Raw genomic sequence first — 5,856 nt, forward strand, 5'->3', positions numbered from 1 at the left:
TACCGGCCTGGCCGGCGGGTTCGGCGTTGCCACGTTCATTCTTCTTACTGCCGCCGTCGGTGTTTCACTGATGGCTACAGTGCTCCTGACGCTGGGAGTGTTAGCCATTTGCCTTCCGGCAGCCAAAATCATTGCCACCGTGGTAGAAAAAAATCGCCACGGGTTTACCGTCGGCGGCGCCAGTTTCGTGGGTATTATCATTGCGCCGCTGTTCCTGTGGCTGGCGGACAAGGCCAGCCAGCACTGGTGGGACACACCACTACCCACCTTGCCCATGCTGGCAGCCATGTCCATCGCCTATGTGATGGGGGAAGGCATCGGTCGACTGGCCTGTATCAGCTTCGGTTGCTGTTACGGTAAAGCGCTCAACGATGCTCCCGGCTGGGCCCGGCGCATGTTTGCCACGCTCAACCATGTCTTTATCGGCAAAACCAAGAAAATCGCCTTTGCCGGGGAAATGGAAGCCGTCAAAGTCATTCCCATTCAGGCAGTAACCTGCGTGCTCTACACGGCATTGGCACTGTTATGCAGTGCCCTGTTCTTCCACCAGTTATTTGCCCTGGCCTTTGCCCTGAGCCTGGTGGGTAGCCAGCTTTGGCGGGTGTATTCGGAAACGCTGCGAGCGGATTACCGTGGAGGCAGCAAGCTGTTCTCGGTCTATCAGCTGATGGCGTTGCTCGCTGCCCTGTACGGTGTGGCTATCAGTATCGCGCTGCCCAGCCATAGTGATTTGCAACCGTTACTCCACGCAGGGCTAGGTGCACTGTGGACGCCTGGAGTCATCCTGTGCCTGCAGTTGATTACGGTTGTCATGTTTTTCTTCTCGGGCACCAGCACCATCACCACCGGTGAGCTACGATTCGGGCTGGCCGCCGACTGGCGCAGCCAGGCCGGCTGCGAGGGTGAGCATCACCAGCATGACAAGAAGGACACAGGGCAGCCGTCAGGCACCGCTTCCCTCGGCGCCACCCTGCGCCGTTCTACACCAGCGCCACGGCCTTGATCTGGGCATAGACATCGGCACCGGGAAACAGGGAAAGCTGACGAGCAGAACGCCCGGAGATCCGGGCCAGGATGCACTGCCCGGCCAGAGTAAGTTGAACCAGGCATTGCCCGGGCCCGACCTCACGCAAGCCGACCACCCGGGCCGGCAGAATATTGAGAATACTGCTGTCGCCCGGCGCGCTCAGACAAAGGCTCACATCCCGGGCGGCAATGCGCAGCCGCACAGACTCACCGGCAACCAGCTGCTGCTCAACAGGCAGCCACAGCGTAGCATCCCCCACGGTGATGCCCTGCAAATGATCCTCACGGGCGTAGTCCGCCACCAGGCCAGCCAATAGCGCTGTCGCGTCCGCGCGTTGAGCCAGGGAGCCATCCAGACGCGACAGCTCCTGGCTGGCCGGCCCTTGGGCAATAATGCGGCCGCGCTCCATCAACCAGACCTGATCCGCCAGGCGCAGAAGCTCGTCCATATTGTGGGTCACGTACAACACCGGCACGGTGCGCGCGGCCAGGGCAATCAGATCCAGAAGTTCACGCTTATGCGCCTCATCCAGCGCCGACAGCGGCTCATCAAGCAGCAGCAGTTGCGGCGCCCCCAGCATGGCCCGCGCCAACGCCACCCGCTGGCTTTCCCCGCCAGACAAGCCCTCCACCCGCCGGGCCAGCAACGGGCCAATGCCGGTTTGTTCGATCACCTGCGCTTGCTGCCCCGCCGGGCTCTGACGGCGCCGGGCCACATACTCCAAGTTGCCCTGCACGGTGAGGTGGCGAAACAGGGTGGGCTGCTGAAACAACATGCCGATGGGCCGTTGCCACGGCGCCAGCTCAACGTCTTGTGACAACCACGCCTGGTCGGCAAAGCTGATCGCACCCTCGCAATGGTCCAGCCCCGCCACCATCCGTAGCAACGAACTCTTGCCAGCCCCGGAAGGCCCAAACAACACCGTGACGCCCCGGGGCTGCAGCGTCGCCTCCACCTGCAATCGAAAACTGCCCCGCAGGCCCTGTACTGACAGCTCCAGGCTCATGGCATGGCCCCCAGACCCGGCCGGCGACGCTGCCAGCGGAACAGCCCCCACAGCAGCAATAACGACAGCCCCAGCAGCACGGCTGCGAGCCGATGGGCACTGGCATAATCGCCGGCTTCCACATGCTCATACAGGGCAACAGAGGCCACCCGGGTTTCCCCGGACAGGCTGCCACCAATCATCAACACCACGCCGAACTCGCCCAGGGTATGCGCGAACCCCAAAATCGCCGCGCTGGCATATCCCTCCCGGCACTGGGGAAGCACCAGGGAGAAAAAACGGTCGCGGGGCCGGGCGCCAGCAACGGCGGCCATGTCCAATTGCTGTGAATCAATGGCAGAAAACGCGTTTTTCAACGGTTGCAGAACGAAGGGCAGCGAATACAGCACAGAGCCGATCACCAGTCCGGTAAAGGTAAACGCCAGTGAACGTTGCGCGAATACCTCTGCCAGCCAGCCCCCCGGCCCGTTCGGGCCCAGCCCGATCAACAAGTAAAAACCCAGCACCGAAGGAGGCAGCACCAGCGGTAAGGCCAACACCGCCTCCAGCAAAGCCTGGCCGGGTAGTCGTCGACGAGCCAGCCACCAGGCCAAAGGCGTACAAAGCACCATGAGTATCACTGTGGTGAGCAACGCCAGCTGAATACTGACGCCCAGAGCAAGCCAGTCCCCCTCAGAAAGCATCGTCAGGCACCCGGTAACCCGCCTGGTCGATCAACGTCTGCGCCTGGGGACTGAACAGGAAGTCGTAAAAACGCTGCGCGGTGGCATTGGCGCCAAGCAGTCCACCCTGCTGAACAATCGGTGCATACCAGTCCGCCGGGACACGCCACTGGCTTCCGCCCTGCTGCTGTACCTGGCTCAGGGCCACGAAGGCCGCCGCGGCCGCTCCGCTATGGGCAAAGTGATAGCTCTGCCCCACATTCTCTGCGGTCACCTGTTTGACGGCCACGGGCAGATTCACCCGCGCCAGGACTGCTTCCGCCGCCACGCCATAGGGAGCGGTACGCGCGTTCGCCAGCGCCAATGGCTGCACATTACCCTGACGCAAACTCTCGGGCCCCAACGGAACGCCACGGGCCGGCGTCCACAGCACCAGAATGCCCTGGGCATAGGTACGGATCGATGCCGGGAGTAACAAGCCTTCTTGTGCCAGTTCAGCGGGGCGGCGCTGATCGGCCGCGAGGAAGATATCGTATGGGGCGCCCTGGCGAATTTGTGCCGCCAGTTTGCCGGTGGAGGCCACGGTCACGCCGATCCGGTCATCCGGGTGGCTCTTTATGTACAGCGTGATCAGTTGTTTGAGCGTTTGTGCAAAGTTGGCGGCCACCGCCACCTGGGCGTTGCCGGCCAGCACCGGGGCGCTGAGCACACTCATCAAAAGAAAAACCAGAATCCGCATCAAACACTCCGTGACTATCCCGAGACCAGGACCGGGAATCGCCCAGTCTAAGTCAGCCGTGAAGCACTGTCAGGAAGATTTGCGCGGGTTCTGCCCTCGATGCTGGCGGCCACGCGCCCGGGCCAGTTCAATCTGTTTCTGCCGTTCCGCAAAGCGCTGCTTCTGTTCAGGGGAGGATTCGTCGTAGCACTTCGGGCATGACACCCCAAGCTGGAATTGTTCGCTGCGTTTGTCTTCATCGCTGATCGGCCGGCGGCAGGCATGGCACTGATCAAATTCACCGGGGTTCAGATCATGGTCTACGGTCACCCGCTCATCAAACACAAAGCACTCCCCTTCCCACAGGGAGTCTTCCTTGGGCATTTCTTCCAGGTATTTGAGAATGCCCCCTTTCAGGTGGTAGACCTCTTCAAAGCCCTGCTCTTTCAGGTACGCGGTGGACTTCTCGCAGCGGATGCCACCGGTGCAGAACATGGCCACCTTCTTGTGTTTGGCCGGGTCCAGGGTCTCTTTCACGTAGTCAGGGAATTCACGGAAGGTACGGGTTTCCGGGTTAATGGCCCCCTTGAAGGTGCCCACTTCCACTTCATAGTCATTGCGGGTATCGATCAACACGGTATCGGGATCGGAAATCACCGTATTCCACTCTTCCGGCGACAAGTAGGTGCCCACGGTGCGGGTCGGGTCGATGCCTTCAACGCCCATGGTGACAATCTCTTTTTTCAGCTTCACCTTGGTGCGCAGGAACGGGTGTTCGTCGTGGAAGGACTCCTTGTGCTCCAGTGTCGCCAGCCGCTCGTCCTGTTTCAGCCAGCCCAGCACCGTATCCACACCCGCCCGCGGGCCGGAAATGGTGCCGTTAATGCCTTCATCCGCGAGCAAGAGGGTGCCACGCACATCATTGTCATGCATCAGGTCCAGCAAGGGTTGCTGCAATTGCTCGAACCCGTGCAGGCGAACAAACTTGTACAGGGCTGCAACGACAATGCTGTCTGCGGTTTCTACCCGATGCTGGGTGCTCACTGTTTCTCTCCCGCTGTGTTCTTTCCCGCCGTCATCTGCGGATCGTGTTTACTGCCACCCAGGCAATCCGGTGACGCCAGTATCTCGCCCCCTTTTGCCTGCCATTCCGCCGGGGTATGGGTATGCAAAGCCAGTGCATGGACCGGGCCATCCAGTTCTTCGGCCAGAATCTTGTACAACATCTGGTGGCGACGTACCGGCATCATGCCGTCAAAGGCGTCGCTCACCAGCACCAGCTTGAAATGCGTTTCCGAGTTCGGCGGCACGCTGTGCTTGTGGCTTTCATTTTCCAGCGCGAAATGTGCCACAGGCACCGCCTCGAAAACCTTGCGCTCGATCAATGTCGCTACACTCATGGTCCACCTCACAGATAAAACCGGGCCGGGGCCGTTCGGGAAAACACGGCGAATGGACTGATTATACCAGTCACAGCAGGGCCTAACGCCCCTCGCGGGGCGCGTATTCTACGGGGTTTGAGGGCACAGAGAAAATACAGCTGCCCGGGACGTCATTAAACCGTGGGGATAATCGCCTGCCAGAGCTGTTCGCCGGCCTCATCCAGCAAGGCTGCCCGGGGCTCTCCCGGACCCAGCTGACAAACCTGACGGTCGTTGCGCCAGCCATCCCAACCCGGTGAATCCCCACGGGCAAAGGCGCCCCAGGCATCCTGCACCTTCCGGGACAGTGCCCGGGCTTCATCGGTGCCACCGGTAAAATACATGCCCGCAGGCGTATCGGTCACGCCAAACACAAAAGCCACATCCACCACATGGCAAGCCCCCAAAGGGATGCCGAAAGGCTCGCTCTGCCAGGTGAACTGGAAGCCCCAGCACTGCGCGTTATGCTTGCTTTGGGCATCCAACAGCCGGACCGTTGGCACCCGGAACAGGCGATCCGACTCCATGGCCGACAGGAAGTCCAGCCGGCTACGACGGCTATCCGGCGCCACCGTGGACTGGTAATAATCCAGCGCCCGGGCACCATTGCCCGGCAGCGCCCGCTCAAAGCGCCGCAGAATCTCGTCGTCGTCAATCTGCTTCAACGCATCCATGGTGGTGGTGCCCGCCAGCACCCCGGCATACTGAAAGAAGTGGAATTCATCACGGCAGACACCGGCCAGCAGGCACTTGTCCGCTGCCGCCCCTGCGGCAATCGCGTCGATCGGCAGTGCCGGCAGCAAGTCACCGTCGACCATGGGCAGAAAGTTCATGGCAAACTGCGGCGTGGTTGTGCGTAGCCCGCGATCGACCAGCACCTTGACGGCGGCGTTCTGGGCCTTGATCCAACTCTTGTCATCGGCACTGGCCAATTTCTCGGCTGCGCTGCCCGCCCCCGGTAGTGCATCCACAAAGGCGTCGGTCACCTTGCGCACCTGATCCGGGGCGAGCACAAAATCGGC

Annotated in this window: 7 protein-coding genes; 1 reads left to right on the forward strand and 6 read right to left on the reverse strand. The window is 61.3% G+C overall.

The window, feature by feature from the left end; all coding sequences use genetic code 11:
• Positions 1-1,003 (forward strand): prolipoprotein diacylglyceryl transferase family protein (locus A3754_RS13120; RefSeq protein WP_063520052.1); only part of this gene is annotated, 1,003 nt, incomplete at its 5' end.
• Here A3754_RS13120 and modC read toward each other — a convergent pair.
• The 6 genes from modC to A3754_RS13150 all read right to left on the reverse strand — a co-directional run.
• The gene (modC, locus tag A3754_RS13125) at positions 981-2,033 is read right to left on the reverse strand and encodes a molybdenum ABC transporter ATP-binding protein (protein WP_063520053.1); all 1,053 of its coding nucleotides are present in this window, start codon (positions 2,031-2,033) and stop codon (positions 981-983) included. The two genes, A3754_RS13120 and modC, sit on opposite strands and share 23 nt — an antisense overlap.
• Positions 2,030-2,716 (reverse strand): molybdate ABC transporter permease subunit, encoded by a 687-nt coding sequence (gene modB / locus A3754_RS13130; protein ID WP_063520054.1) that lies wholly within the window; start codon positions 2,714-2,716, stop codon positions 2,030-2,032. The genes modC and modB overlap by 4 nt, the downstream gene beginning before the upstream one ends.
• Positions 2,706-3,434, reverse strand: a complete 729-nt coding sequence (gene modA, locus A3754_RS13135; protein WP_063520055.1) for a molybdate ABC transporter substrate-binding protein — start codon at positions 3,432-3,434, stop codon at positions 2,706-2,708. Before modA ends, modB begins: the two co-directional genes overlap by 11 nt.
• A 69-nt stretch (positions 3,435-3,503) precedes the next feature.
• The gene (locus A3754_RS13140; RefSeq protein ID WP_063520056.1) at positions 3,504-4,457 is read right to left on the reverse strand and encodes a rhodanese-related sulfurtransferase; all 954 of its coding nucleotides are present in this window, start codon (positions 4,455-4,457) and stop codon (positions 3,504-3,506) included.
• Positions 4,454-4,813, reverse strand: coding sequence for a BolA family transcriptional regulator (locus A3754_RS13145; RefSeq protein ID WP_063520057.1), 360 nt, complete (start codon positions 4,811-4,813; stop codon positions 4,454-4,456). The genes A3754_RS13140 and A3754_RS13145 overlap by 4 nt, the downstream gene beginning before the upstream one ends.
• Positions 4,814-4,968: 155 nt before the next feature.
• Positions 4,969-5,856 (reverse strand): carboxylesterase family protein (locus A3754_RS13150; RefSeq protein ID WP_156496982.1); only part of this gene is annotated, 888 nt, incomplete at its 5' end.

The sequence above is a fragment of the Alcanivorax sp. HI0083 genome, from assembly GCF_001635175.1.

Excerpts from the sequence above, each read along its gene's own strand:
- modC (WP_063520053.1), bottom strand. The coding sequence starts at position 2,033 with ATGAGCCTGGAGCTGTCAGTACAGGGCCTGCGGGGCAGTTTTCGATTG.
- modB (WP_063520054.1), bottom strand. The coding sequence starts at position 2,716 with ATGCTTTCTGAGGGGGACTGGCTTGCTCTGGGCGTCAGTATTCAGCTG.
- modA (WP_063520055.1), bottom strand. The coding sequence starts at position 3,434 with ATGCGGATTCTGGTTTTTCTTTTGATGAGTGTGCTCAGCGCCCCGGTG.
- A3754_RS13145 (WP_063520057.1), bottom strand. The coding sequence starts at position 4,813 with ATGAGTGTAGCGACATTGATCGAGCGCAAGGTTTTCGAGGCGGTGCCT.